Here is a 22,320-nt window from a genome sequence, read left to right as displayed (position 1 = left end):
ATCCACTTGGCCACACCCAACTATTAACGACTTGGGTCAAGCGCCAGCCCTGACCTATGCTGCACCCCAACGCCTTCGCTTCTGGTCGATTTTATGGGTCGTGTTTTTTTACTGTTGTTGCTGCTGATCGCCCTGCCCGCTGCAGCGCAGATCTACAAGTACACCGACGCCAACGGCAACACCGCCTACAGCAACCAACCGCCCGATGGCGTCGTGGCGCAGCCGGTCGAGCTACCTCCGCTAAACAGCGTCGAATCACAAGCACCTGCTGCGCCGCCTGTTGACGCCGTAACTGACGAACAGCCGAGTAGCGCATACGAAGTGCTGGAATTGACCAACCTGCCCACCAGCGAAGCGTTACGCGCCAACAACGGCACCTTCACCGTGAACGTGTTGATCAAGCCGCGCCTGCGGGGCCCGCATCTGTTCCGGCTGCTGCTGGATGAACAGCCCTACGGCCAGCCTGGCAACGTGCCAGTCCTGCAGTTGGTAAACATCGATCGTGGCACCCACAGCCTGGCGGTACAGGTGATCAGCGGGGAAAACGTCGTGCAGCAAAGCCCGACCGTGACCTTCACCGTGCAGCGAGTGCACAAGCCTTGAAAGGGTGGCTGTTGGCCGGACTGCTGCTGGTTGCGCTGCCCGCGTCAGCCGAAATATTTACCTACGTCGATGCCCAGGGCAATCGGGTCTTCACCGATCAGCCCGGCTCCGGCAACGCCAAGCGCGTACCGCTGGCGCCGGGTAATCGCATGTCCGCCAATCCGGGCAGCGCCAAACCGGCGACCCCCAGACCACAAGCCGAAGCCCCCCCTCTTTATCGCTACGACCTGCTGAGGGTGCTGGTACCCGAACCTGACGCCACGCTGCGCAGCAGCGCCGGTGAACTGATCGTCAGTGTGACCAGCGAGCCCGGCCTGCAACGGGGTCACCGCTACCGCCTGCTGCTGGACGGCAAACCCACCGCCGAACCCGGCCTCAGCCCGGTCTTTGCCCTGACCAATGTCGACCGCGGCAGCCACAACCTGTCCGTTGAAATCCTCGACCAGCAAGGCCGCACAGTAGAGCGCACCGCCAATCAACCCTTTCACATGCTGCGAATTTCCCTTGCCCAGAAACGCCAGGTCAAACCCTGCGCCCTTTCCGACTTCGGCCAGCGCCCGGAGTGCCCGCTCAAGGAAAAACCCGAAGAGGAAAAAAATCCCTTCCTGAAGTTCTTTTAACCCTCAGCCTGCTTGCGCACTATATTGGTGCGCCTAGAGGCGCACTACCCAGTTCTCATCCCATTTTGGTTCGAAACTACCCGTCGAAGCTGGCAAAACGCCACGCAAAAGAGCGTCAAACGCCTGTTTCAGGCGATCGACGCTTCTTTTCAGAGCCTTGGTTTGGTTTTTGCATTTTCCAGTAACAAACGCTTTTTTCTTGCGCACGCCCTGCTCCAAAAGAGGTCCTGATGACCATTAGCGACGCACTGCACCGCTTGCTGCTCGACAACCTGACTACCGCCACCATCCTGCTCGACGCGCAGCTGCGCCTGGAGTACATGAACCCGGCGGCAGAAATGCTCCTGGCAATCAGCGGGCAGCGCAGTCACGGGCAATTCATCAGTGAATTGTTCACCGAATCCACCGAAGCGCTGAATTCCCTGCGCCAGGCTGTTGAACAGGCTCACCCTTTCACCAAGCGTGAAGCGATGCTTACTGCCCTCACCGGCCAGACCCTGACTGTCGATTACGCAGTGACGCCGATCCTCTCCAACGGCGACACCCTGCTGCTGCTCGAGGTCCACCCGCGCGATCGCCTGTTGCGCATCACCAAGGAAGAGGCACAGCTGTCGAAACAGGAGACCAGCAAGATGCTGGTGCGTGGCCTGGCGCACGAGATCAAGAACCCGCTGGGCGGGATTCGTGGCGCAGCGCAACTGCTGGCCCGTGAACTGCCCGAAGAAAGCCTGCGCGATTACACCAACGTGATCATCGAAGAAGCCGATCGCCTGCGAAACCTGGTGGATCGCATGCTCGGCTCGAACAAGCTGCCATCGCTGGCCATGTGCAACATTCACGAAGTGCTCGAGCGGGTCTGCCATCTGGTGGAAGCCGAAAGCCAGGGTTGCATCAACCTGGTGCGCGACTATGACCCAAGCATTCCCGATGTCCTGATTGATCGTGAGCAGATGATTCAGGCGGTATTGAACATCGTGCGCAATGCGATGCAGGCCATCAGCAGCCAGAATGAGCTGCGCCTTGGCCGCATCAGCCTGCGCACCCGGGCCATGCGCCAGTTCACCATCGGCCACGTGCGTCACCGCCTGGTCACCAAGATCGAGATCATCGACAACGGTCCAGGCATACCGGCGGAACTTCAGGAAACCATCTTCTTTCCCATGGTCAGCGGCCGCCCGGACGGTACCGGGCTGGGCCTGGCCATTACCCAGAACATCATCAGCCAGCACCAGGGCCTGATCGAGTGTGACAGCCACCCAGGCCACACCACCTTCTCGATCTTTCTGCCACTGGAACAAGGAGCCACATCGACATGAGCCGTAGTGAAACCGTGTGGATCGTCGATGACGACCGTTCTATCCGTTGGGTCCTGGAAAAAGCCTTGCAGCAAGAAGGCATGACCACGCAAAGCTTCGACAGCGCCGATGGCGTGATGAGCCGCCTGGCGCGCCAGCAGCCGGACGTGATCATCTCTGACATTCGCATGCCCGGCGCCAGCGGTCTGGACCTTCTGGCGCGGATTCGCGAACAGCACCCACGGCTGCCAGTGATCATCATGACCGCTCACTCCGATCTGGACAGCGCTGTCGCGTCCTATCAGGGCGGCGCGTTCGAGTACCTGCCAAAACCGTTCGACGTCGACGAAGCCGTATCGCTGGTCAAGCGGGCGAACCAGCACGCCCAGGAGCAGCAAGGTCTTGAAGTCGTCCCGACCCTGACCCGCACTCCGGAGATCATCGGCGAAGCGCCGGCGATGCAGGAAGTGTTTCGCGCCATTGGACGCTTGAGCCACTCCAACATCACCGTGCTGATCAACGGCGAATCGGGCACCGGCAAGGAACTGGTCGCCCACGCCCTGCATCGTCACAGCCCACGGGCAGCCTCGCCGTTCATCGCGCTGAACATGGCGGCAATCCCCAAGGACCTGATGGAATCCGAGTTGTTCGGCCATGAGAAAGGCGCCTTCACCGGCGCCGCCAACCTGCGTCGCGGGCGTTTCGAACAGGCAGATGGCGGCACGCTGTTCCTCGATGAAATCGGTGACATGCCGGCAGACACCCAGACTCGTCTGCTGCGGGTCCTGGCCGACGGCGAGTTTTATCGGGTAGGGGGTCACACCCCGGTCAAGGTGGATGTACGAATCATCGCCGCGACTCACCAGAATCTGGAAACCCTGGTGCACGCGGGTAAATTCCGCGAAGACTTGTTCCACCGCCTCAACGTCATCCGCATCCACATTCCACGACTGTCGGACCGTCGCGAAGACATCCCGACCCTGGCCAAACACTTCCTTGCCCGCGCAGCCCAGGAACTGGCAGTGGAGCCCAAGCTGCTCAAGAGCGAGACCGAGGAGTACCTGAAGAACCTGCCGTGGGGCGGCAACGTGCGTCAGCTGGAGAACACCTGCCGCTGGATTACAGTGATGGCTTCCGGTCGCGAAGTGCACATCAGCGACCTGCCGCCGGAACTGTTGAACCTGCCTCAGGATTCGGCCCCGGTGACCAACTGGGAGCAGGCGCTGCGCCAGTGGGCAGACCAGGCGTTGGCCCGTGGCCAGTCGAGCCTGCTCGACAGCGCGGTGCCGGCGTTTGAACGGATCATGATCGAGACCGCCCTCAAGCACACCGCTGGCCGCCGGCGTGATGCCGCGGTGTTGCTGGGCTGGGGGCGCAATACCCTGACTCGCAAGATCAAGGAATTGGGGATGAAGGTTGATGGTGGGGATGATGATGAGGGGGAAGAGGGCTAAATACCCTATAAATCATCGTCGCTACATAGATCCATTCGCGGGCTTGCCCGCGATGCTTTTGGCGCCATCGTGCACCGACTGAATGCACCGTGAACCGCAATCGCGCACAAATGCTGATTTAAAACCCCGCCTGCTTTCGCAATCGAACCCTGACCGAAAAAACACGAAAGCCCCGGAATACGGGGCTTTCGACGTTTCAATGCGACTTTCTGTTTCAACTTGTTAAAAACTGGCACGCACCCTGCAATAGTCCATTCAGTGAATCAGTTCACTACCCAGTTTCGGGGACCTTGGTACAGGCAGGCCGGGGATTCCCCTCTTTACACCGGGCTCACACCGCACAAGCGACGAGCCCAACCAGTTTTGGGGCCCTTGATACAGGCAGGTCAGGGGTTCCTTCTTTACACCGGGCTCACGTCGTCATGCGCGAGCCCTCCCGTTTCGGGAACCTTGGTACAGGCAGGCCGGGGATTCCCTCTTTTATTGCTCCCGGAGATGGATCTCCAGCCGCCAGCGGTCATCGACCTCGCTACCGGCCCACTCGCCCAGCAGTGGCCGGGCAGCCACCACGGTCAGCAACAATCCCCCATCACTCAAACGCACTCGCCAGTTCGTGCTTTTATCATTGAGCTTGAGCTGCCCTTTCTGCGCCTTGCCTTCGGCCGCGAACAGCAGCGCAAGGCTGCCGTCGACGATCTCGCCATGGGTCTTGGGTTCGTTGCTGAACCACACGACCAATCCGTCACTCGTCACCTCGACCTGCTGCAGTTCACTGGGGTCGGGTGTGGTCAGGCGGCCAATCATCAGCCCGACCATGACACCGACTATCGCCAAAGAACCCATCACGCGCGGGAATAGTTTCGAACGCCGATCCTCGGGCGGCGTAGAATGCCGGTCATCTTTATCTTCGGAGCCGTGCATGTTTCACGTCATCCTCTTCCAACCAGAAATTCCGCCGAATACCGGCAACGTTATCAGGCTGTGCGCCAACAGTGGCTGCCACCTGCATTTGATCGAGCCGCTGGGCTTCGAGATGGACGACAAGCGTCTGCGCAGGGCGGGCCTCGACTACCACGAGTATGCCACCCTGCAACGTCACGCCGACCTCGCCAGCTGCCTGGAAAGCCTCGGTCACCCGCGCCTGTTCGCCTTCACCACCAAGGGCTCGCGGCCGTTCCATGATGCGAGCTTCGCCGAGGGCGACGCCTTCCTGTTCGGTCCGGAGAGCCGCGGCCTGCCGGCCGAGGTGCTGGACGCCCTGCCCGGCGAGCAACGCCTTCGGTTACCGATGCGCGAAGGCTGCCGCAGCCTGAACCTGTCGAACACCGTGGCCGTGGCCGTGTACGAAGGCTGGCGCCAGCTCGGCTTCAAGTAACCCGAAGATTATTTTCGCCTGACAGAAACAATCGCGGGCAAGCCCGCTCCCACAGGTTTTGCTCAATCCTGTGGGAGCGGGCTTGCCCGCGATTTGCAGCAGCGCTGGTTATTGAACCGTCGGAGTCTCGCCAGCTGCCTGCATGCGTTGCAGCTCTTGCGCGTACAGCGCATCGAAGTTCACCGGGGCCAGCATCAGGGCCGGGAACGAGCCGCGGGTTACCAGGCTGTCCAGGGTTTCGCGAGCGTACGGGAACAGGATGTTCGGGCAGAACGCACCCAGGGTGTGGCTCATCGAAGCGTCGTCCAGGTTCTTGATCAGGAAGATCCCGGCCTGTTGCACTTCAGCGATGAAGGCGACTTCGCCGCTCTCACCGTTCTTCACGGTCACCGACAAGGTCAGCACGACTTCGTGGAAGTCACCTTCCAGGGCCTTCTGGCGGGTGTTCAGATCCAGACCGACGCTCGGCTCCCACTGCTGGCGGAAGATCGCCGGGCTTTTCGGGGCTTCGAAGGACAAGTCACGTACATAGATGCGCTGCAAGGAGAATTGCGGTGCGGTTTCTTCTTCGCTAGCTGCAGTGTTCTGTTGGTCAGTCATCTCAGATCCTTTCTGATCTTGGGTCTTATAGGGAAGGCGTCAGGCCTTGAGCAGGGCGTCGAGCTTGCCGGCGCGCTCAAGGGCAAACAAATCATCACAGCCACCGATGTGGCGCTCGCCGATCCAGATCTGCGGGACGGAGGTCCGCCCGGCTTTCTGGGCCATGGCGGCGCGCACCTGCGGCTTGCCATCGACCTTGATCTCTTCGAAGGCCACGCCTTTGTTCTCGAGCAGGTACTTGGCTCGCGAGCAGTAAGGGCAGTAATCGCTGGAATAGACGACGACGTTGCTCATATCACTTCACCAGCGGCAGGTTGTCGCCTTTCCAGCTGGAGATCCCGCCGGACAGCTTGGCGGCGGTGAAGCCGGATTTCATCAGTTCTCGGGCGTGAGTGCCAGCGGTCTGACCCATGGCGTCGACCAGGATGATGGTCTTGGCCTTGTGCTTTTCCAGTTCGCCGACACGAGCAGTCAGTTTGTCGTGAGGAATATTCAGCGCGCCGACAATGTGACCGGCGGCGAAGTCCTTGGCCGGACGAATGTCGATCACCACGCCTGCGTCCTTGTTGACCAGCCCGGTCAGTTCACCGGTGCTCAGGCTACGACCGCCGCCCTTCATTTCATGGGCGATCAGCAGAGCCAGCAGAACGGCGAAGATACCGACAAGCAGATAGTGAGTGGTGGCAAATGCAATCAGGTGATCAACCATTGAAGGAGGTTCCAGGGCGTTAAAATGTCGGCCAGTATACACAGCCACTATGGTGGGCCAAACCCCGTCCGGCGGTGACGCAGCAGGAACTTACCTTTAAACTGCCACTCCCTTTTCCATTGCCCTCTTTTAACTCAGCCACGAGTGGAATCCATGACTACCACGCCTAAACCTTTGGTCCTGATCATCCTCGACGGCTTCGGTCACAGTGAGAGCCCTGAATCCAACGCCGTATTCGCCGCGAAGAAGCCTGTGCTGGACCGCCTGACGGCCTCCGTACCCAACGGCTTGATCTCCGGCAGCGGCATGGACGTCGGCTTGCCGGATGGCCAGATGGGCAACTCCGAAGTCGGTCACATGAACCTGGGTGCTGGCCGCGTTGTGTATCAGGACTTCACTCGCGTGACCAAATCGATTCGTGACGGCGAGTTCTTTGAAAACCCGACCATCTGCGCTGCCGTGGATAAAGCCGTTGCTGCCGGCAAAGCCGTGCACTTCATGGGCCTGCTGTCTGACGGCGGCGTTCACAGCCACCAGGACCACCTGGTGGCCATGGCGGAACTGGCCTACAAGCGCGGCGCCGAGAAAATCTACCTGCATGCCTTCCTCGACGGCCGCGACACCCCGCCGAAAAGTGCCCAGTCGTCCATCGAACTGCTCGATGCCAGCTTCCAGGCCCTCGGCAAAGGCCGCATCGCCAGCATCATCGGCCGTTATTTCGCCATGGACCGCGACAATCGCTGGGACCGCGTAGCCCAGGCTTACAACCTGATCGTCGACGGCAACGGCGAGTTCAACGCCGCCACCGCCCAGGAAGGTCTGCAAGCCGCCTACGACCGTGGCGAGAGCGACGAATTCGTCAAGGCCACCTCCATCGGTGAGCCGGTCAAGGTCGAAGACGGCGATGCCGTGGTGTTCATGAACTTCCGCGCCGACCGCGCCCGGGAACTGACCCGAGTGTTCGTCGAGGACGATTTCAAGGAATTTGCCCGCGCCCGCCAGCCGAAACTGTCCGGTTTTGTCATGCTGACCCAATATGCCGCCAGCATCCCTGCCCCATCGGCTTTCGCCGCAGGCAGCCTGGACAACGTACTGGGCGATTACCTGGCGAAAAACGGCAAGACCCAGCTGCGCATCGCCGAAACCGAAAAATACGCTCACGTGACCTTCTTCTTTTCCGGCGGGCGCGAAGAACCGTTCCCGGGCGAAGAGCGCATCCTGATCCCGTCGCCAAAAGTCGCCACCTACGACCTGCAGCCGGAGATGAGCGCACCGGAAGTCACAGACCGGATCGTCGAGGCCATTGAAAACCAGCGTTATGACGTGATCGTAGTCAACTACGCCAACGGCGACATGGTCGGCCATAGCGGCGTGTTCGATGCAGCAGTCAAGGCGGTTGAATGCCTGGACCTGTGCGTGGGGCGCATCGTGGACGCGCTGGAAAAAGTCGGCGGCGAAGCGCTGATCACCGCCGACCACGGTAACGTCGAGAAAATGGCCGACGAAGAAACCCACCAGGCTCACACGGCACACACCACCGAGCCGGTACCGTTCATTTATGTCGGCAAGCGTGATTTCAAGGTACGCCATGGTGGCGTGCTGGCGGATGTGGCGCCGACCATGTTGATGCTGATGGGCCTGGAAAAACCGGCCGAAATGACCGGTACCTCGATCCTGGTGTAATCCGCCCGCACAAACACCGCAAAACCCTGTGGGAGCTGGCTTGCCAGCGATAGCTATCTGACACCAACCTCAATGTTGAATGTTCAGACGCCATCGCCGGCAAGCCAGCTCCCACAGTGGCTTATGGCGTTTTCGCAATGGAATCTGGCCTGTTGCTTGTCCCGGTTATCACACAGCCCCAATTGGGCATTTTTTTTGCTGCGCTTGGCGGGCATACTAGGCCGTCCCTTTCCCTGGTGTCGCCCGCCTTTATGCTTCGCGTCCTGATAGCCCTTGCCCTGACTTGCCTGCTCCAACCGGCCTTCGCTGACGAGCGCGCGCAAACCCAACAGCAGTTGGACGCCACGCGTCAGGACATTGCCGAGCTGAAGAAACTGCTGGGCAAGCTTCAGGAAGAAAAATCCGGTGTGCAAAAGGACCTCAAAGGCACCGAGACGGAAATGGGCAAGCTCGAAAAGCAGGTCGATGCCCTGCAAAAAGAACTGAAGAAAAGCGAATCCGAGCTGCAGCGACTCGATACCGAGAAAAAAAAACTCCAGAGCGCGCGCATTGAACAGCAACGACTGATCGCCATCCAGGCCCGAGCGGCCTATCAGAACGGGCGCCAGGAGTACCTCAAGCTGCTGCTTAACCAGCAGAACCCGGAAAGATTCGCCCGCACCCTCACTTATTACGACTACCTGAGCCAGGCCCGCCTGGAGCAGCTGAAAAACTTCAACGAAACCTTGCGCCAACTGGCCAATGTCGAAAAAGACATCGACATGCAGCAGGCTCAACTGCTGGTGCAGAAAAGCAGCCTGGACAGCCAGCGAGACGAGCTCGAAAAGGTTCGCCAGGAGCGCCAGCAAGTGCTCGCCAAGCTCAACCTCGACGTCAAGGCTCGCGACCAGAAGCTGGCGGCACGCGAGCAGGATCAGGCAGACCTGTCTAAAGTCCTTAAAACCATCGAAGAAACCCTGGCCCGTCAGGCCCGAGAGGCAGAAGAAGCGCGGCAAAAAGCGCTGATCGCCCAGCAGGAAGCCGAAAAAAAGCGTTTACGTGAGGCCCAGGCAGCAGCAGAAGACAACACTGACGCCCCACGCAAACAGGTCAAATCAACACCCGGCGCTCTGGTCTCAAGCTCAGGCGAAACCTTCGGTGGTGCTTTTGCTTCCACTCGGGGAAAACTTCCATGGCCTGTTGATGGTCGATTGCTGGCACGCTTTGGCGAATCCCGTGGTGATGACGCTCGAACCAAGTGGGACGGCGTAATGATCAGTGCTTCCGCCGGCAGCCAGGTGCATGCCGTGCACGGTGGTCGCGTGGTGTTTGCCGATTGGCTGCGCGGTGCCGGACTGCTGGTTATCCTGGATCACGGCAACGGTTTCCTGAGTCTTTATGGTCACAACCAGACGCTGTTGAAGTCTGCAGGTGACGTGGTTAAAGCCGGTGAGTCCATCTCCACTGTCGGTAGCAGTGGCGGGCAGGACACCCCGGCGTTGTATTTCGCTATTCGTCAGCAGGGTCACCCGAGTGATCCCGCGCAATGGTGCCGCGCGCAAGGATAAGCACGCCATCTACTTCAGGAGTTCGTTCGACATGCTGCATCTGTCCCGCCTTACCTCGCTGGCCCTGACGATCGCCCTGGTGATCGGCGCGCCTCTGGCGTTTGCCGCTCAACCGGCCCCGGTAGTCGCGCCTGCGGGCACTGCTGCGACCACCAAGGCGCCTTTGCCGCTGGAAGAGTTGCGCACCTTTGCCGAGGTCATGGACCGGATCAAGGCCGCCTATGTCGAACCTGTTGACGACAAGACCCTGCTGGAAAATGCCATCAAGGGCATGCTCAGCAACCTTGACCCGCACTCCGCCTACCTGGGCCCGGAAGATTTTGCCGAGCTGCAGGAAAGCACCAGCGGCGAATTTGGCGGCCTGGGTATCGAAGTCGGCGCCGAGGACGGTTTCATCAAGGTGGTTTCGCCGATCGATGACACCCCTGCGTCGAAGGCCGGCATCCAGGCTGGCGACTTCATCGTGAAAATCAACGGCCAGCCCACTCGCGGCCAGAGCATGACCGAAGCCGTGGACAAGATGCGCGGCAAAATCGGCCAGAAAATCACCCTGACCCTGGTGCGCGACGGCGGCACGCCGTTCGACGTGACCCTGTCCCGCGCCATCATCCAGGTGAAGAGCGTCAAGGCACAGCTGCTGGAGTCGGGCTACGGCTATATCCGCATCACCCAGTTCCAGGTCAAGACCGGCGAAGAGGTCTCCAAGGCCCTGGCCAAGCTGCGCAAGGACAACGGCAAGAAACTCAAAGGTGTCATTCTCGACCTGCGCAACAACCCGGGCGGCGTACTGCAATCGGCGGTGGAAGTGGTCGACCACTTCATCACCAAAGGCCTGATCGTCTACACCAAGGGCCGCATCGCCAACTCCGAGCTGCGCTTCTCCGCCACTGGCAAGGATGAAAGCGAAGCCGTGCCAATGGTCGTGCTGATCAACGGCGGCAGCGCCTCGGCCTCGGAGATTGTCGCCGGTGCCCTGCAGGATCAGAAACGTGCAGTGATCATGGGCACCACCAGTTTCGGCAAAGGCTCGGTGCAAACCGTGCTGCCGCTGAACAACGACCGCGCACTGAAGATCACCACGGCGCTGTACTACACGCCGAACGGCCGCTCGATCCAGGCCCAGGGCATCGTCCCGGACATCGAAGTGCGCAAGGCGAAGATCACCAGCGAGCAGGACGGCGACTACTTCAAGGAAGCCGATCTGCAAGGTCACCTGGGCAACGGCAATGGCGGCGAAGACAAACCGACCGGCTCCGGCGGCAAAGCCAAGGCGATGCCGCAGGATGATGATTACCAGCTGGCCCAGGCGCTCAGCCTGCTCAAAGGTTTGAGCATCACCTCTGGCCGCTGAGATGTGCGTGCGGTTGCTGCTCGCCCTGTTGTGCTGCCTGGCGGGTGTTGCTCACGCGACGCCCGCCACTACCACGGCGCATAAGGCCTACATCAGCCTGATCATTGACGACCTGGGGCAGAACCTGCCCCGGGACCGTCGAGTGCTTGCCCTGCCCGGCCCCGTGACGGCGGCGATCATGCCCGACACGCCACACGCCACCGAGTTTGCCCGTGAAGCACACCGCGCCGGCAAGACAGTGATCCTGCACATGCCCATGGACCCGGCCACCGGCCCGTTCGCCTGGCATCCCGAGCTGCCTATCGAAGAACTTGAGAAACGCCTGAACGCGGCGCTCAAGGTCGTGCCTTATACCGCCGGCATCAACAACCATATGGGCAGCCGCATGACCGCTCAGCGACCGGCCATGGCCTGGTTGATGGCGCACTTGCAGCGCCGGCACAAGCTGTTCGTCGACAGCCGCACCAGCGCGCAGACGGTTGCGGCGGCCGAGGCGCAGAAGATTGGGTTGGCGAGCGTTTCGCGGGATGTGTTTCTGGACGATGAGCGCACTGAAGCGGCGATTTTCACCCAGCTACAGACGGCCATCAGCCTGGCGCGCAAGCAGGGTTCGGCGGTGATGATCGGGCATCCGTATCCGCAGACGCTGGCGGTACTGGAGCGGGAATTGCCGAAACTCAAGGCTCAGGGGATTGAGTGGATCGACATCAAGCAGATGATCAGCGTGCGCGGCAATCGCGCGACGGTGGCTCACGGCAACGATGGCGTGTACCGCTAAAAGATCGCAGCCTTCGGCAGCTCCTACACGTCGGGGCGTTCGCCAGCTCCTACACGTGGGTGCGCTCGGCAGCACCTGCAGGGTGGTGCGTTCGGCGTAGGAGCTGCCGAAGGCTGCGATCTTTTGATTTACCTAGAGATACTTCGCCATGATCTCATCCACCACGCCTTCCTTGCGCAACTGATCCAGCGCGGCCTGCAGTTTGGCAACGGTGGTATCCGGAACGTCTTTGTTCAACGCCAGATAGAGCTCGGCACTGTTGAACCGCAGTACCGTCTTGAGCCCGTACACGCCCTCCTGACGCGCCAGATAACGCCCAGCCGGGTCACCCGTGGCCCACAGGTCGATCTGGCCATTGACCAGCTTCTTCGCGTTGTCCTGATCGCGCAGCACCACGATTGGCTTTAGGCCCTGCCTGGTCAGCGTCTCGGCGATCGCATCGCCCTTGTAGGCACCGATCCGGTATTGGCTGGCCTGCTCCAGCGTCTCCAGGCTGATCTTGCTGTCTGCCTTGGCGAGCATGATCCAGTCATCAGGACCAATGGGGCCAACCCACTTGAAGAGATTTTCGCGATCAGGCAGTCGCGCCATCACGAACACGCCGTAGCCTGGTTTTTCGAGGGCGAGTTTATACACGCGCTCCCAGGGGAAACGCAGCGTCAGGCTGTAGGTGATATCAGCACGCTTGAACATCTCGCGGACGATGTCGGTGGCGATGCCATTGATATTTTCGTTCTGGGCGAAATTCTTGCCGTTCTTCGCCATGTTGTAGGGCGGGAAGTTTTCAGTCAGCAGCACCAGGTCGGTGGCGTGACTTTCTGCGGCAGGCACATTGTTGGAGAGCAATACGGCTGCGCTGGCGAGGACAAGAAGAAAGCGTTTCAGCATGTCTGGCTACCGAGATCCATGGCGTACCCAAGAGTGCCTTGAGCCCGCCATGATGTCCACTGGCCTGTACCGTTTGTTCAGCGCATCACGATGCCGCGATGAGCCATGTAGGCCTTGGCTTCCTGCACGGTGTATTCGCCGAAGTGGAAGATACTCGCCGCCAGCACGGCACTGGCGTGACCTTCGATGATGCCATCGGCCAGATGCTGCAGGTTGCCGACGCCACCCGAAGCAATCACCGGGATCCCCAGTGCATCGCTGATGGCGCGAGTCACGCCCAGGTCGAAGCCGTTTTTCATGCCGTCCTGGTCCATGCTGGTCAGCAGGATTTCACCGGCGCCCAGGCCTTCCATCTTCTTCGCCCACTCCACCGCGTCGAGACCGGTAGGTTTGCGCCCGCCGTGGGTGAAGATTTCCCAGCGCGGGGTTTCGCCCGGGCCGGAGACTTTCTTGGCGTCAATGGCGACAACGATGCACTGCGAACCGAAATGCTGGGCAGCTTCGCCGACGAATTCCGGGTTGAACACGGCCGCGGTATTGATCGAGACCTTGTCCGCGCCGGCATTGAGCAAGTTGCGAATGTCCTGCACGGTACGCACGCCGCCGCCCACGGTCAGCGGGATGAATACCTGGCTGGCCATGCGCTCGACGGTATGTAGCGTGGTGTCGCGGCCATCGACGCTGGCGGTGATGTCGAGAAAGGTAATCTCGTCAGCGCCCTGCTCGTCGTAGCGACGGGCGATTTCCACCGGATCACCGGCATCGCGGATGTTCTCGAACTTCACACCCTTGACGACCCGGCCGTTGTCCACGTCCAGGCAAGGGATGATGCGTTTGGCCAGCGCCATAGTCAGTCCTCAGCCTTTATACGAATCGCAGAAAGCTTGCGCTTCGGCGACGTCGAGGGTGCCTTCGTAAATCGCCCGGCCGGTGATCGCGCCGATGATGCCAGGCGCCTTGGCGTCGAGCAGCGACTTGATGTCACCCAGGTTGTGGATGCCGCCGGAAGCAATCACCGGAATACGCGTGGCAGCCGCCAGCGCAGCGGTGTACGAAACGTTGCAGCCCTGCATCATGCCGTCTTTGGCGATGTCGGTATAAACGATGGCAGACACACCGTCGGATTCGAATTGTTTGGCCAGGTCGATGACGTTCACGGTGCTGATCTCAGCCCAGCCGTCGGTAGCGACGAAGCCGTCCTTGGCATCCAGGCCAACGATTACCTTGCCAGGGAATGCGCGGCAGGCTTCGGCGACAAACGCGGGGTCTTTCACGGCCTTGGTGCCGATGATCACGTAGCTCACGCCGGCTTTCACGTAGTGCTCGATGGTTTCCAGCGAACGGATACCGCCGCCGATCTGGATCGGCAGGTTGGGGTAGCGCCTGGCGATCGCAGTGACAACCTCGCCATTGACCGGCTGGCCTTCAAAAGCACCGTTCAGGTCGACCAGATGCAGACGGCGGCAACCGCCCTCTACCCACTTGGCGGCCATGCTCACCGGGTCATCGGAGAACACCGTGGAATCTTCCATGCGGCCCTGGCGCAGACGAACACAGGCACCGTCTTTGAGATCGATAGCGGGGATAATCAGCATCTGGCAAACCTTCAAATTCGATTGTTCAGCTTCGCTCGGAAATCAGTTTTTCTCGAGCGCCCACAAGTCGCTTTCGATGCTCTCGAACCTTTCTTTAAGGTGCGTCTGCACATCGAAAATCGCCCTGTTGTAATAGTGCGGAGCAATTTCGCGGGTAAACAGCTCAAGGATTTCGGCCGCTTCGAACGAACCCAGGTCCAGTTCGAAGCGATCCTCCATGAAGCGCTTGATCTTGTGATTGGCCTCATTCTCCTGTTCGGGAGTGAGGGTCAGGATCGGCGGCTTTTTCCTGGCCATTTACCAGCGACCATCCCACGCAGCGAAGTTCTGCAACAATTGCAGGCCATGGGTATGGCTCTTCTCCGGGTGGAACTGCACGGCGAAACGCGAGCCATCGGCCAGCGCCGCGGCGAAATCGACACCGTAGTGACCGCCACCCACCACCTGCCGCGCGTTGCCGGCAGCGATGTAGTAGCTGTGCACGAAGTAAAAACGCGCCAGGTCCGGAATGTTGTGCCACAGCGGATGCGAGATCGTCTGCTGCACTTCGTTCCAGCCCATGTGCGGGACCTTCAGATGCTCGCCATCTTCATGCAGGTCCTTGCCGAAGAACTTCACCGCGCCGGGAAACAGGCCGATGCAGTCAACGCCGTCGTTCTCTTCACTGCTATCGAGCAGGGCTTGCATGCCGACGCAGATGCCGAGGAACGGACGGTCCTGGCTGACTTCGCGCACCAGCGAATCGAAGCCCAGGCGCCGGATCTCGGCCATGCAGTCGCGAATCGCGCCGACGCCGGGAAAAACCACCCGGTCGGCTTCGCGAATCACATTGGCATCGCTGGTGATCAGGACCTTGCCGGCACCGACGTGCTCGAGGGCCTTGGCCACCGAGTGCAGGTTGCCCATGCCGTAATCGATTACCGCGACCGTCTGCATTACAGAACGCCCTTGGTCGACGGCATTTGGCCGGCCATGCGGTCATCGAGCTCGACGGCCATGCGCAGGGCGCGGCCGAATGCCTTGAACACGGTTTCGATCTGGTGGTGGGTGTTGGTGCCACGCAGATTGTCGATGTGCAGGCTGACCAGTGCGTGGTTGACGAAGCCCTGGAAGAATTCCTGGAACAGGTCAACATCGAAACCGCCAACGGTGGCGCGGGTATAGGGAACATGCATCTGCAAGCCAGGACGGCCGGAGAAGTCGATGACTACCCGCGACAGTGCTTCATCCAGCGGGACATAGGCGTGGCCGTAGCGACGGATGCCTTTTTTGTCACCGATGGCTTTGGCAAAAGCCTGACCCAGGGTGATGCCGACGTCTTCCACGGTGTGGTGGTCGTCGATATGCAGGTCGCCCTTGCTGACGATATCCAGGTCGATCAGCCCGTGACGGGCGATCTGGTCCAGCATGTGCTCAAGAAAAGGTACACCGATATCAAATCGGGCCTTTCCGGTGCCATCCAGGTTGATCGAGGCTTTAATCTGGGTTTCCAGAGTGTCGCGCTCGACTGACGCCATACGTTCGGCCATCACCAGCTCCGCAAATCATTGGGCGAAAAAGGCATCCATTATAGGGGCGCGGGCGGGAAACAGAAACACGAGAGGTGATATCGCTGACGGAGTGAATTCAGGAGTGTGGCGGGTAGACATGTCCATACAAGCGATATCTGGAGACACATGAATCAAGTGTGGGAGTGAGCCTGCTCGCGACAGGGCCCGCACATTCAGCATTTCTGCCGACTGTCAGGCCGCAATCGCGGGCAAGCCCGCTCCCACAGGGTTGGGTGTTGGCCTGAAATTCAGGCCTGTCCCTTAGTGAAACAGCACCGCCGTTTTCTGCAGGGTCACCCAGACACCCCACGCCAACGGAACGCCCACCACCAGCCAGGCGGCAATCGCCAGCGGCTTGGTACCCGGGGCGGCTTTCCACTCCAGCACGGTAGTGCTGTCAGCGCCCTTGTCGTGACCCAGCGCCTGTTCGGCGGCCAGTTCGGCGTCGGTCATGAAGTACTTGTCCGCCACCGGCCGCACCAGCAGGTTGCACAGGAAGCCCAACACCAGCAGGCCTGCCAGGATGTACAAGGTGATGTCATAAGCTGCCGCGCGCTCCACCCCAATGCTCAGCTGATACTCGCGCAGGTAGTTCACCAGCACCGGCCCTAACACACCCGCCGCCGCCCATGCGGTCAGCAGGCGACCGTGAATCGCCCCCACCATCTGGGTGCCGAACAGGTCCGCCAGGTAAGCCGGCACCGTCGCAAAACCACCGCCGTACATCGACAGGATGATGCAAAACGCCGCCACGAACAGCGCGATATTGCCCAGGTGGCCCAGGTTCGGGATCAGCGCGTACAGCGCGAAACCCAGGGCGAAGAACACGAAATAGGTGTTTTTGCGGCCCAGGTAATCCGAGAACGACGCCCAGAAGAAACGACCACCGATGTTGAACAGGCTCAGCAACCCGGTAAAACCTGCCGCAATGGCAGCGATCGAAGCCAGTTGCCCGGCATCCAGTTGGCCAAATGGCAGGTCGACACCGATCAGCTTGCCGCCAAACACTTCCTGCAACAGCGGCGACGCCATGCCCAGGATGCCGATACCGGCAGACACGTTGAGGCACAGAACCAGCCAAACCAGGCGGAATTGCGGGGTTTTCCACGCCACATTCACGTGCACATGGCGATGGGTGATCATCGCATTCGCAGTTTTCTTGGCCGGGGCAGTCCAGCCCTCAGGCTTCCAGCCCGTTGGCGGAACGCGGTAGGACAGTGCGCCGCCGATCATGAACACGAAGTAGATCGCGGCCATTACCAGGAAGCTTTGCCACACCCCGACGCTGGTCGGCGAGGCAAAATGCCCCATCAGCGCCGCAGCGAGCGGAGCCCCCACCATAGCGCCACCACCGAAGCCCATGATCGCCATGCCAGTGGCCATGCCGCGTTTGTCCGGGAACCACTTGATCAGGGTCGAAACCGGCGAAATGTAGCCCAAACCAAGGCCGATGCCGCCAATGACCCCGGAACCTACCCACATCAGCCAGATCTGGTGGGTATAAATCCCCAGCGCCGATATCAGCAGACCACCACACCAGCACAATGCCGACACTACGCCAGCCTTGCGCGGCCCGGCGTGTTCCAGCCAGCCACCCCAGATCGCCGCCGAGCAACCGAGGAAAATGAAGAACAGGGTGTAGATCCAGCCGAGCATCGAGATCGGCCAGTCGCACTGGGAGGAGAAGATTTGCGAAATAAAGCTCATGTCCGGCGCGCAAGCCACAGGCGCGGTCACACCCAGCGCTTTGGACAACGGCAGCCAGAACACCGAAAAGCCGTAGGCCATGCCGATGCACAGGTGGATCGCCAGTGCAGCCGGCGGTACCAGCCAACGGTTGAAACCGGGCTTGGCGATGATGCGTTCCTTGGACAGGAACGCAGGCTGGCCGGCGATGCCGTCAGCCGTGATGCTCGTGGTCATTGTGTATCCCCCAATTATTAGTATTGTTCGCCAGCCACTGCTCATCCCCAGCCTTTATGCACACAGGCATGACTGTCTTGTCAGATGAAGCTCCATTTTGATGCAACATCAAGTCGCAGAAGGACGGACGTACCAGCAGAGGTTACCATTTGCGCGTGGCAGAAAAATCAATCTGCCATCACCTTTTGCACGTCATCTGATCTCTTTCACGCTGGAGCCGCCATGCCGATCGTTGTCGAGTCGCTCAAAGAAGCCAACTATCAGGATCAGCAAGACCTGCAGAAGATTTACCTTGATGCGCCGCAGTGGCTCTTCGCACCCTTTGCCTCGCCGCAACAGTTGATCGAAGCCTGCCTGGGCGATGGCTCACTGATCGCCGGGCGCTTCAATGACCGGTTGCTGGGTGCAGCTCGCCTGCAACGGCACCAGAACGTCTGGCACCTGTCGCAATTGTGCGTGCGCAAGGTCACCCGGCGACGCGGCGTCGCCGAACGCCTGGTGGACGAGGCGCGGAAAATGGCCCGCGACGCCGGCGCCACCTTGCACCTGCTGGCTCCCGCCGGCCATCTTGAAGCTCAGGCGCTCGCCGCCAAGCTGAAAGTGTCGCTGGATGAACTGACAACGTGATCGCCGACCGATCGTCGTCCCCGGGGCGCTATACTCCCCGGCTGAATTTCGAATTTGACTAACTACAAGGACTCGCCCATGAAAGCGTTCGGCAAAATCCTGGGTCTGGTACTTCTCGGGCTATTGCTGATCATTGTGGCCCTGGGTTTTGCACTGACCCACCTCTTTGATCCCAATGACTATAAAGACGAGATTCGCCAGATAGCTCGCGACAAGGCCCACATCGAGCTGACGCTCAATGGCGACATCGGCTGGAGCCTGTTCCCGTGGCTGGGCCTGGAATTGCACGAAGCCAGTGTCGCGACCCTGGCCAAACCCGCCGAACCCTTCGCCGACCTGCAAATGCTCGGCCTGTCCGTTCGCGTGCTGCCCCTGCTGCGCCGCGAAGTCCAAATGAGCGATGTGCGGGTCGAAGGCCTGAACCTGCGCCTGAACCGCGACAAGGACGGCCACGGCAACTGGGAAGACATCGGCAAGGTGCCTGCCACTCAGACCACGCCACCTGCCACCCCCGGTGAGCCTGCCAGGGAGACCACGGCCCAGGCGGAAAAACCCGCCCAGCCCATTCGCCTGGACATCGACAGCCTGACTGTCAATAACGCCCGGGTTGAATACAGCGACGAAAAGACCGGCAAGCAGTTCAGCGCCGAAAGCATCCAGCTCAGCACCGGCGCCGTGCATGACTCGACCAATATTCCGGTCAAACTCACGGCGTTCCTTGGCACCAATCAGCCAGTCCTGCGGGTTCGCACTGAACTGAACGGCGAACTGCGTTTCGAACGCGCCCTGCAGCGCTACAAATTCGAAGACATGAAACTGACAGGGGAAGTGGCTGGCGATCCGTTGCAAGGCAAGACCATGACTTTCGCCGCCCAGGGCCAGATTTTGCTGGATAAAGCGGCGAACGTCGCCGAATGGACCGGCATCAAGATTTCCGCCAACCAGCTTCGCGCACTCGGCGAGCTGAAGGTCAACGACCTCGACAAGACACCTCAGGTGAACGGCGCGCTATCGATCGCCCAGTTCGACCTGGCCAAGTTCGTCGACAGCATCGGCCAGACCCTGCCGGCCATGGCCGAAGGCAGCCTGAGCAAGGTCGAGCTGGTCAGTCGCGTCAGCGCAACGTCCACCAGCGTGGCCTTCGACAACATCAACCTGAAAATCGACGACAGCAGCTTCAGCGGTCGCATCGCCGTCGAGGACTTCGCCAGGCAATCGCTGCGTGCGGTGCTCAAGGCTGACACCTTCAACGTCGACCGTTACCTAAAGCCAAAATCTGCCGAAGCCAATAGCGCAACGCAAGTGCGCCAGGCCGAAGTGGCCAGCACCGAAGCCAATGCCATGGCCGGCGCAGGCAGCACTCCGCTGCCGGATGCGCCGACCAAGACAGCCTGGAGCAACGATCGCCTGTTGCCCGTGGAGCGCCTGAGCAAACTCGATCTCGACGCCGACCTGACGTTCGGCCAACTCACCCTCGACAAGCTGCCGATCCGCAACGCGGCCCTCAAGGCTACCGGCCAAAATGGCCTGCTGACCCTGGAAAACCTGCGCGGCGAATTGTACGAAGGTAACTTCGAAGCCAAAGGCACCCTCGATGTGCGCCAACCGGTCCCGGCGCTGAACCTGCAGACCCAGATCAACAAAGTGCCGGTGGAAAAAATCCTTGAAAGCCAGGGTAAAAACCCGCCGGTCAAAGGCCTGGTCACCCTCAACAGCAACCTGACCGGCAGCGGCAACAGCCAGAAAGCCCTGGTCGACACCCTCAACGGCACCGCCAGTTTCGCGATCAACAATGGCGTGCTGCTCAATGCCAACCTTGAACAGCAGCTGTGCAAAGGCATCGCCACGCTCAACCGCAAGACCCTCAGCGGCGAGCCGCGCGGCAAGGACACGCCCTTCCAGGAGCTCAAGGGCAACCTGACCTTTCGTAATGGCGTAGCCACCAACCCCGACCTGAAAGTGCGCATCCCCGGCATGACCGTCAATGGCGACGGCGATGTCGACCTGCGCGTGCTGGGCATGGATTACCGCGTCGGCATCATCGTCGAAGGCGACAAGAGCGACATGCCCGACCCGGCCTGTCAGGTCGGCGAGAAGTTCGTCGGCATCGAGTGGCCTTTGCGCTGCCGCGGCCCACTGGAACTGGGTGCCAAGGCTTGCCGCCTCGATAACGAACGCATGGGCCAGGTCGCGACCCGACTCGCGGGAGACAAGCTCAGTGAAAAAATCGACGAAAAACTCGGCGACAAAGTCAGTCCGGAACTGAAAAACGCACTTAAAGGGCTGTTCAAGCGATGAGATCCGAGCAGTTTTCGGCAGCAGTGCTGGATTGGTACGACCGCCACGGCCGCCACGATTTGCCTTGGCAGCAGGGCATCACGCCGTATCGGGTGTGGGTCTCTGAGATCATGCTGCAGCAGACCCAGGTCAGCACCGTGCTGAACTACTTCGACCGCTTCATGGCCTCGTTGCCGACGGTCGAAGCCCTGGCTGCCGCGCCGGAAGATGAAGTGCTGCACCTGTGGACCGGCCTGGGCTACTACACACGGGCGCGCAATCTGCAGAAAACCGCGAAAATCATTGTGGCCGACTACGCCGGTGAATTTCCGCGGGACGTCGACAAGCTGGTCGAGCTGCCAGGTATTGGCCTGTCTACCGCCGGCGCCATCGCCAGCCTGAGCATGGGCATGCGTGCACCGATCCTCGATGGCAACGTCAAACGCGTCCTGGCGCGCTTTACGGCCCAGGAGGGATATCCGGGCGAGCCGAAGGTGGCCAAACAGCTGTGGGCCACCGCAGAGCGCTTCACGCCCCATGATAGGGTCAATGCCTACACCCAGGCCATGATGGACCTGGGCGCCACGCTCTGTACTCGCAGCAAGCCCAGTTGCCTGCTGTGTCCGCTGGAAAAAGGCTGTGAAGCGCACATGCTCGGCCTGGAAACCCGCTACCCGATCCCCAAGCCGCGCAAAGCCGTGCCCCAGAAGCGCACGCTGATGCCGATGCTGGCCAACGGCGAAGGCGCGATTCTGCTCTACCGTCGGCCTTCGACGGGCTTGTGGGGCGGCTTGTGGAGCCTTCCGGAGCTCGATGACCTGGACGACCTGCAACACCTGGCCACTCAACACTCGCTGGAGCTGGGCCAGCAACAAGCCTTGCCGAGCCTGGTGCACACTTTCAGTCACTTCCAGTTATCCATCGAACCCTGGCTGGTCCAGGTCCAGGAGGCGGCCCATCACGTGGCCGAGGCCGACTGGCTCTGGTATAACCTCGCCACCCCGCCGCGCCTGGGCCTTGCCGCCCCGGTCAAGACCTTGCTCGAACGCGCGGCCGCCGTATTGAACGCAGGAGAGTCGTCATGACCCGCACCATCATGTGCCGCAAGTACAAAGAAGAATTGCCTGCCCTGGAGCGCGCTCCATTCCCGGGCGCCAAAGGCCAGGACATTTTTGACCACGTCTCGGCCAAGGCCTGGGCCGACTGGCAGAAACACCAGACCCTGCTCATCAACGAAAAACGCCTGAACATGATGAACGCCGAAGACCGCAAATATCTTCAGGGCGAAATGGACAAGTACTTCTCCGGCGAGGAATACGCCAAGGCTGACGGCTACGTTCCGCCGGCTGAATAATCCCGATTTCACAGGGGTCGGATCGTAAGCGACGGTAATAATTAAATATTTTTTGAAAACTTGCTTGACGACCCCCTGAAAAACCAGTTTA

At 60.5% G+C, this 22,320-nt stretch carries 25 protein-coding genes; 13 read left to right on the top strand and 12 right to left on the bottom strand.

Annotated elements, in window-relative coordinates; genetic code table 11:
* The first annotated feature begins 93 nt into the window (after window positions 1-93).
* Both AAEZ09_RS02415 and AAEZ09_RS02410 read left to right on the top strand, forming a co-directional pair.
* Window positions 94-603: a DUF4124 domain-containing protein gene (locus AAEZ09_RS02415; protein WP_350597993.1), complete on the top strand. Its 510-nt coding sequence runs from the start codon at window positions 94-96 to the stop codon at window positions 601-603.
* Window positions 600-1,223, top strand: coding sequence for a DUF4124 domain-containing protein (locus AAEZ09_RS02410; RefSeq protein WP_350597991.1), 624 nt, complete (start codon window positions 600-602; stop codon window positions 1,221-1,223). Before AAEZ09_RS02415 ends, AAEZ09_RS02410 begins: the two co-directional genes overlap by 4 nt.
* A 33-nt stretch (window positions 1,224-1,256) precedes the next feature.
* Here AAEZ09_RS02410 and AAEZ09_RS02405 read toward each other — a convergent pair whose 3' ends face one another.
* Entirely contained in the window at window positions 1,257-1,430 is a 174-nt protein-coding gene (locus tag AAEZ09_RS02405) for a hypothetical protein (RefSeq protein ID WP_160298072.1), read from the bottom strand.
* Between the two features lie 23 nt (window positions 1,431-1,453).
* On the opposite strand from AAEZ09_RS02405, the gene glnL reads away from it, so the two are divergent.
* Both glnL and ntrC read left to right on the top strand, forming a co-directional pair.
* The gene (gene glnL, locus AAEZ09_RS02400) at window positions 1,454-2,539 is read left to right on the top strand and encodes a nitrogen regulation protein NR(II) (protein WP_045061994.1); all 1,086 of its coding nucleotides are present in this window, start codon (window positions 1,454-1,456) and stop codon (window positions 2,537-2,539) included.
* Window positions 2,536-3,972, top strand: a complete 1,437-nt coding sequence (ntrC, locus tag AAEZ09_RS02395) for a nitrogen regulation protein NR(I) (RefSeq protein WP_045061995.1) — start codon at window positions 2,536-2,538, stop codon at window positions 3,970-3,972. Before glnL ends, ntrC begins: the two co-directional genes overlap by 4 nt.
* A 480-nt stretch (window positions 3,973-4,452) precedes the next feature.
* Here the strand turns inward: ntrC and AAEZ09_RS02390 are convergent, their stop codons facing one another.
* Window positions 4,453-4,893: a hypothetical protein gene (locus AAEZ09_RS02390; RefSeq protein WP_350597988.1), complete on the bottom strand. Its 441-nt coding sequence runs from the start codon at window positions 4,891-4,893 to the stop codon at window positions 4,453-4,455.
* Between AAEZ09_RS02390 and AAEZ09_RS02385 the strand changes: the two genes are divergently transcribed.
* The gene (locus AAEZ09_RS02385) at window positions 4,892-5,347 is read left to right on the top strand and encodes a tRNA (cytidine(34)-2'-O)-methyltransferase (RefSeq protein WP_007949025.1); all 456 of its coding nucleotides are present in this window, start codon (window positions 4,892-4,894) and stop codon (window positions 5,345-5,347) included. The two genes, AAEZ09_RS02390 and AAEZ09_RS02385, sit on opposite strands and share 2 nt — an antisense overlap.
* 108 nt (window positions 5,348-5,455) lie before the next feature.
* On the opposite strand, the gene secB is transcribed toward AAEZ09_RS02385, so the two are convergent.
* Genes secB through AAEZ09_RS02370 form a run of 3 tightly spaced genes read right to left on the bottom strand, consistent with a single transcriptional unit; the run spans window position 5,456 to window position 6,656 of the window.
* Window positions 5,456-5,947, bottom strand: a complete 492-nt coding sequence (gene secB, locus AAEZ09_RS02380; protein WP_045061997.1) for a protein-export chaperone SecB — start codon at window positions 5,945-5,947, stop codon at window positions 5,456-5,458.
* A 39-nt stretch (window positions 5,948-5,986) separates the two neighbouring features.
* Window positions 5,987-6,241 (bottom strand): glutaredoxin 3, encoded by a 255-nt coding sequence (gene grxC, locus AAEZ09_RS02375; RefSeq protein ID WP_045061998.1) that lies wholly within the window; start codon window positions 6,239-6,241, stop codon window positions 5,987-5,989.
* A gap of 1 nt (window position 6,242) precedes the next feature.
* The gene (locus AAEZ09_RS02370; RefSeq protein WP_045061999.1) at window positions 6,243-6,656 is read right to left on the bottom strand and encodes a rhodanese-like domain-containing protein; all 414 of its coding nucleotides are present in this window, start codon (window positions 6,654-6,656) and stop codon (window positions 6,243-6,245) included.
* Between the two features lie 153 nt (window positions 6,657-6,809).
* On the opposite strand from AAEZ09_RS02370, the gene gpmI reads away from it, so the two are divergent.
* The 4 genes from gpmI (at window position 6,810) to AAEZ09_RS02350 (ending at window position 12,015) form a co-directional block, all read left to right on the top strand.
* Window positions 6,810-8,339 carry a 2,3-bisphosphoglycerate-independent phosphoglycerate mutase gene (gene gpmI, locus AAEZ09_RS02365; protein WP_045062000.1) on the top strand — a complete coding sequence of 510 codons (1,530 nt, stop codon included), beginning with the start codon at window positions 6,810-6,812 and terminating at the stop codon, window positions 8,337-8,339.
* 251 nt (window positions 8,340-8,590) lie between these two features.
* A complete protein-coding gene (locus tag AAEZ09_RS02360; RefSeq protein WP_350597984.1) occupies window positions 8,591-9,886 on the top strand; it encodes a murein hydrolase activator EnvC family protein in 1,296 nt (431 codons plus the stop codon).
* A gap of 31 nt (window positions 9,887-9,917) precedes the next feature.
* Complete coding sequence (locus AAEZ09_RS02355; protein ID WP_045062002.1) at window positions 9,918-11,237, top strand: S41 family peptidase; 1,320 nt, start codon at window positions 9,918-9,920, stop codon at window positions 11,235-11,237.
* A gap of 1 nt (window position 11,238) precedes the next feature.
* On the top strand, window positions 11,239-12,015 hold the full coding sequence (locus tag AAEZ09_RS02350) for a divergent polysaccharide deacetylase family protein (RefSeq protein ID WP_350597981.1): 777 nt from the start codon (window positions 11,239-11,241) through the stop codon (window positions 12,013-12,015).
* Window positions 12,016-12,147: 132 nt separating this feature from the next.
* On the opposite strand, the gene AAEZ09_RS02345 is transcribed toward AAEZ09_RS02350, so the two are convergent.
* The 7 genes from AAEZ09_RS02345 to AAEZ09_RS02315 form a co-directional block, all read right to left on the bottom strand.
* Window positions 12,148-12,903 (bottom strand): substrate-binding periplasmic protein, encoded by a 756-nt coding sequence (locus AAEZ09_RS02345; RefSeq protein WP_350597979.1) that lies wholly within the window; start codon window positions 12,901-12,903, stop codon window positions 12,148-12,150.
* Window positions 12,904-12,980: 77 nt separating this feature from the next.
* Window positions 12,981-13,751, bottom strand: a complete 771-nt coding sequence (gene hisF / locus AAEZ09_RS02340; protein ID WP_007972752.1) for an imidazole glycerol phosphate synthase subunit HisF — start codon at window positions 13,749-13,751, stop codon at window positions 12,981-12,983.
* Window positions 13,752-13,760: 9 nt separating this feature from the next.
* Entirely contained in the window at window positions 13,761-14,498 is a 738-nt protein-coding gene (gene hisA / locus AAEZ09_RS02335; protein WP_045062005.1) for a 1-(5-phosphoribosyl)-5-[(5-phosphoribosylamino)methylideneamino]imidazole-4-carboxamide isomerase, read from the bottom strand.
* Window positions 14,499-14,540: 42 nt separating this feature from the next.
* Window positions 14,541-14,795, bottom strand: coding sequence for a DUF2164 domain-containing protein (locus AAEZ09_RS02330; protein WP_045062006.1), 255 nt, complete (start codon window positions 14,793-14,795; stop codon window positions 14,541-14,543).
* Window positions 14,796-15,434, bottom strand: a complete 639-nt coding sequence (gene hisH / locus AAEZ09_RS02325) for an imidazole glycerol phosphate synthase subunit HisH (protein ID WP_045062007.1) — start codon at window positions 15,432-15,434, stop codon at window positions 14,796-14,798. It abuts the gene before it with no gap.
* Window positions 15,434-16,027, bottom strand: coding sequence for an imidazoleglycerol-phosphate dehydratase HisB (hisB, locus tag AAEZ09_RS02320; protein WP_007897437.1), 594 nt, complete (start codon window positions 16,025-16,027; stop codon window positions 15,434-15,436). Before hisB ends, hisH begins: the two co-directional genes overlap by 1 nt.
* A gap of 282 nt (window positions 16,028-16,309) precedes the next feature.
* Window positions 16,310-17,971, bottom strand: a complete 1,662-nt coding sequence (locus AAEZ09_RS02315; RefSeq protein ID WP_350597974.1) for an OFA family MFS transporter — start codon at window positions 17,969-17,971, stop codon at window positions 16,310-16,312.
* Window positions 17,972-18,193: 222 nt separating this feature from the next.
* Here AAEZ09_RS02315 and AAEZ09_RS02310 point away from each other — a divergent pair, with 222 nt between their 5' ends.
* The 4 genes from AAEZ09_RS02310 (at window position 18,194) to AAEZ09_RS02295 (ending at window position 22,229) form a co-directional block, all read left to right on the top strand.
* On the top strand, window positions 18,194-18,598 hold the full coding sequence (locus AAEZ09_RS02310) for an acetyl-CoA sensor PanZ family protein (protein WP_045062009.1): 405 nt from the start codon (window positions 18,194-18,196) through the stop codon (window positions 18,596-18,598).
* 78 nt (window positions 18,599-18,676) lie between these two features.
* Complete coding sequence (locus tag AAEZ09_RS02305; protein ID WP_350597971.1) at window positions 18,677-20,896, top strand: AsmA family protein; 2,220 nt, start codon at window positions 18,677-18,679, stop codon at window positions 20,894-20,896.
* Entirely contained in the window at window positions 20,893-21,960 is a 1,068-nt protein-coding gene (gene mutY / locus AAEZ09_RS02300; RefSeq protein WP_122841431.1) for an A/G-specific adenine glycosylase, read from the top strand. The genes AAEZ09_RS02305 and mutY overlap by 4 nt, the downstream gene beginning before the upstream one ends.
* Window positions 21,957-22,229 (top strand): oxidative damage protection protein, encoded by a 273-nt coding sequence (locus tag AAEZ09_RS02295; protein WP_010464608.1) that lies wholly within the window; start codon window positions 21,957-21,959, stop codon window positions 22,227-22,229. Before mutY ends, AAEZ09_RS02295 begins: the two co-directional genes overlap by 4 nt.
* Window positions 22,230-22,320: the final 91 nt, after the last annotated feature.

Origin of the sequence: Pseudomonas sp. 65/3-MNA-CIBAN-0223, from assembly GCF_040310425.1 — a bacterium.
Classification (GTDB): Bacteria; Pseudomonadota; Gammaproteobacteria; order Pseudomonadales; family Pseudomonadaceae; genus Aquipseudomonas; species Aquipseudomonas gregormendelii.
This window is presented reverse-complemented; position numbering and strand designations above follow the sequence as displayed.

What these genes read in the sequence shown, in the direction of transcription:
- secB (WP_045061997.1), bottom strand. Translation starts at nt 5,947, where the DNA reads ATGACTGACCAACAGAACACTGCAGCTAGCGAAGAAGAAACCGCACCG.
- AAEZ09_RS02360 (WP_350597984.1), top strand. Translation starts at nt 8,591, where the DNA reads ATGCTTCGCGTCCTGATAGCCCTTGCCCTGACTTGCCTGCTCCAACCG.
- hisB (WP_007897437.1), bottom strand. Translation starts at nt 16,027, where the DNA reads ATGGCCGAACGTATGGCGTCAGTCGAGCGCGACACTCTGGAAACCCAG.
- AAEZ09_RS02310 (WP_045062009.1), top strand. Translation starts at nt 18,194, where the DNA reads ATGCCGATCGTTGTCGAGTCGCTCAAAGAAGCCAACTATCAGGATCAG.
- AAEZ09_RS02355 (WP_045062002.1), top strand. Translation starts at nt 9,918, where the DNA reads ATGCTGCATCTGTCCCGCCTTACCTCGCTGGCCCTGACGATCGCCCTG.
- gpmI (WP_045062000.1), top strand. Translation starts at nt 6,810, where the DNA reads ATGACTACCACGCCTAAACCTTTGGTCCTGATCATCCTCGACGGCTTC.
- AAEZ09_RS02345 (WP_350597979.1), bottom strand. Translation starts at nt 12,903, where the DNA reads ATGCTGAAACGCTTTCTTCTTGTCCTCGCCAGCGCAGCCGTATTGCTC.
- hisA (WP_045062005.1), bottom strand. Translation starts at nt 14,498, where the DNA reads ATGCTGATTATCCCCGCTATCGATCTCAAAGACGGTGCCTGTGTTCGT.
- glnL (WP_045061994.1), top strand. Translation starts at nt 1,454, where the DNA reads ATGACCATTAGCGACGCACTGCACCGCTTGCTGCTCGACAACCTGACT.
- AAEZ09_RS02415 (WP_350597993.1), top strand. Translation starts at nt 94, where the DNA reads ATGGGTCGTGTTTTTTTACTGTTGTTGCTGCTGATCGCCCTGCCCGCT.
- hisH (WP_045062007.1), bottom strand. Translation starts at nt 15,434, where the DNA reads ATGCAGACGGTCGCGGTAATCGATTACGGCATGGGCAACCTGCACTCG.
- mutY (WP_122841431.1), top strand. Translation starts at nt 20,893, where the DNA reads ATGAGATCCGAGCAGTTTTCGGCAGCAGTGCTGGATTGGTACGACCGC.
- AAEZ09_RS02315 (WP_350597974.1), bottom strand. Translation starts at nt 17,971, where the DNA reads ATGACCACGAGCATCACGGCTGACGGCATCGCCGGCCAGCCTGCGTTC.
- AAEZ09_RS02370 (WP_045061999.1), bottom strand. Translation starts at nt 6,656, where the DNA reads ATGGTTGATCACCTGATTGCATTTGCCACCACTCACTATCTGCTTGTC.
- AAEZ09_RS02350 (WP_350597981.1), top strand. Translation starts at nt 11,239, where the DNA reads ATGTGCGTGCGGTTGCTGCTCGCCCTGTTGTGCTGCCTGGCGGGTGTT.
- AAEZ09_RS02295 (WP_010464608.1), top strand. Translation starts at nt 21,957, where the DNA reads ATGACCCGCACCATCATGTGCCGCAAGTACAAAGAAGAATTGCCTGCC.
- grxC (WP_045061998.1), bottom strand. Translation starts at nt 6,241, where the DNA reads ATGAGCAACGTCGTCGTCTATTCCAGCGATTACTGCCCTTACTGCTCG.
- AAEZ09_RS02390 (WP_350597988.1), bottom strand. Translation starts at nt 4,893, where the DNA reads ATGCACGGCTCCGAAGATAAAGATGACCGGCATTCTACGCCGCCCGAG.
- AAEZ09_RS02385 (WP_007949025.1), top strand. Translation starts at nt 4,892, where the DNA reads ATGTTTCACGTCATCCTCTTCCAACCAGAAATTCCGCCGAATACCGGC.
- AAEZ09_RS02305 (WP_350597971.1), top strand. Translation starts at nt 18,677, where the DNA reads ATGAAAGCGTTCGGCAAAATCCTGGGTCTGGTACTTCTCGGGCTATTG.
- hisF (WP_007972752.1), bottom strand. Translation starts at nt 13,751, where the DNA reads ATGGCGCTGGCCAAACGCATCATCCCTTGCCTGGACGTGGACAACGGC.
- ntrC (WP_045061995.1), top strand. Translation starts at nt 2,536, where the DNA reads ATGAGCCGTAGTGAAACCGTGTGGATCGTCGATGACGACCGTTCTATC.
- AAEZ09_RS02330 (WP_045062006.1), bottom strand. Translation starts at nt 14,795, where the DNA reads ATGGCCAGGAAAAAGCCGCCGATCCTGACCCTCACTCCCGAACAGGAG.